The 2,098-nt window shown below is 62.0% G+C and carries 1 protein-coding gene and 2 pseudogenes; all 3 read right to left on the bottom strand.

Annotated features, from left to right (window positions below):
* Nucleotides 1-82, bottom strand: a pseudogene (locus IF809_RS38410) (putative quinol monooxygenase); the annotation flags it as partial.
* Between the two features lie 129 nt (nucleotides 83-211).
* Nucleotides 212-1,927, bottom strand: a complete 1,716-nt coding sequence (gene ureC / locus IF809_RS38405; protein ID WP_453981916.1) for an urease subunit alpha — start codon at nucleotides 1,925-1,927, stop codon at nucleotides 212-214.
* A gap of 37 nt (nucleotides 1,928-1,964) precedes the next feature.
* Nucleotides 1,965-2,098 (bottom strand): annotated as a pseudogene (locus IF809_RS38400) (phosphohydrolase); the annotation flags it as partial.

Genomic DNA, 2,098 nt, shown 5'->3' with positions numbered 1-2,098 from the left:
CCTTGATGCAGGCGATGGCGGCGGCAATGAATTCGGCGCGGGTTTCAGGCTTGATGGTCAAGGTAGCAACAACGTAGATCACGAGAAATCCTCCCGGCTTTTCTTCTGAAGGGTTCGATACCGGGCGGGACATTAGACCAGCCGCGATCGAACGCAAAACCGGAAAAGCCCTCCCCGGATACCCGCCGGGGACATGCGTCCAGGCGCTATTTCAGTACATGAAATATCGCTGCGCCATCGGCAGGACCTCGGCGGGCGGACAGGTCAGCAGCTCACCGTCGGCGCGCACCTCATAGGTCTCAGGATCGACCTCGATGTCAGGCGTGGCGTCGTTGTGGATCATGCTCTTCTTCGAGATCTTGCTGCGGGTGTTCTGGACCGCATAGAGCTTCTTCTCGATACCGAGCTTTCGTGCGAGGCCGCCGGTGATCGCGGCCTTCGAGGTAAACACCACGGATGACGCCGTGCGCGCCTTGCCGAAGGCACCGAACATCGGCTGGTAGTGCACCGGCTGCGGCGTCGGGATCGAGGCGTTGGGATCGCCCATGGGCGCGGCGACGATCGAGCCGCCCTTGATGATGCAGTCCGGCTTGACGCCGAAGAAGGCCGGCGACCACAGCACGAGATCGGCAAGCTTGCCCTTCTCCACCGAGCCGATCAGCTTCGACACGCCATGCGCGATCGCCGGATTGATAGTGTACTTAGCGATGTAGCGCCTCACCCGGAAATTGTCGTTGTCCTTGCCCTTGTCCTGCGGCAGCGCGCCGCGCTGCTTCTTCATCTTGTCGGCGGTCTGCCAGGTCCGGATGATGACCTCGCCGAGGCGGCCCATGGCCTGCGAGTCCGACGACATCATCGAGAGCGCGCCGAGATCGTGCAGGATGTCCTCGGCCGCGATGGTCTCCTTGCGGATGCGGCTTTCCGCGAACGCCAGATCTTCCGCGATCGAAGGATCGAGGTGATGGCACACCATCAGCATGTCCAGATGCTCATCGATGGTATTGCGCGTGAACGGGCGTGTCGGATTGGTCGAGGACGGCAGCACATTCTTCAGGCCGGCGACCTTGATAATATCAGGAGCGTGACCGCCGCCGGCGCCCTCGGTATGGAAGGCATGGATGGTGCGACCTTTGAAGGCCTTGATCGTATCCTCGACGAATCCGGATTCGTTCAGCGTGTCGGAATGCAGCATGACCTGAACGTCGTAATCATCGGCGACCGACAGGCAGTTGTCGATCGCTGCCGGCGTCGTGCCCCAATCCTCATGCAGCTTCAGCGCGCAGGCGCCGGCCTTGACCATCTCGACCAGCGCGGCCGGGCGCGAGGCATTGCCCTTGCCGGAAATGCCGAGGTTCACCGGGAAGGCATCGAACGACTGGATCATCCGCGCGATGTGCCAGGGGCCGGGCGTGCAAGTGGTGGCGAAGGTGCCGTGCGAGGGACCGGTGCCGCCGCCCAGCATCGAGGTGACGCCGGACATCAGCGCGTGCTCGATCTGTTGCGGGCAGATGAAATGGATGTGGCTGTCGAAGCCACCGGCGGTGAGGATTTTTCCCTCGCCAGCGATCACGTCGGTGCCGGGGCCGACAATGATGGAGACGCCAGGCTGGATGTCGGGATTGCCGGCCTTGCCGATCGCCGAGATCATGCCGTCCTTGATCGCAATGTCGGCCTTCACGATGCCCCAGTGATCGACGATCAGCGCATTGGTGATGACGGTGTCGGCCGCGCCCTGCTTGTTGGTCACCTGCGACTGCCCCATGCCGTCGCGGATTACCTTGCCGCCGCCGAACTTCACCTCTTCGCCGTAGGTGGTGAAATCCTTCTCGACCTCGATGATGAGATCGGTGTCGGCGAGCCGCACCCTGTCGCCTGTGGTGGGGCCGAACATGTCGGCATAGACGGAACGCTTCATCTTCACGGACATCACAAGCCCCGTTTGTGTTGGAATATCGGATTAGCACTCACAGCGAGGTTCTCGCTCTCAGTACCATGTCGTCGAATGCCGTATCGAGCCATTGATTGCCTCCGCGGCAGCCGGCGACGACCTGCTCGGCCCAATCGACGTAATCGAGAAGATCGTCGCGCTCTTCGGTGG

The sequence above is a fragment of the Bradyrhizobium sp. UFLA06-24 genome (assembly GCF_054967145.1).
Note: the sequence above shows the minus strand (reverse complement) of the source record. Positions and strands in the feature narration are given on the sequence as shown.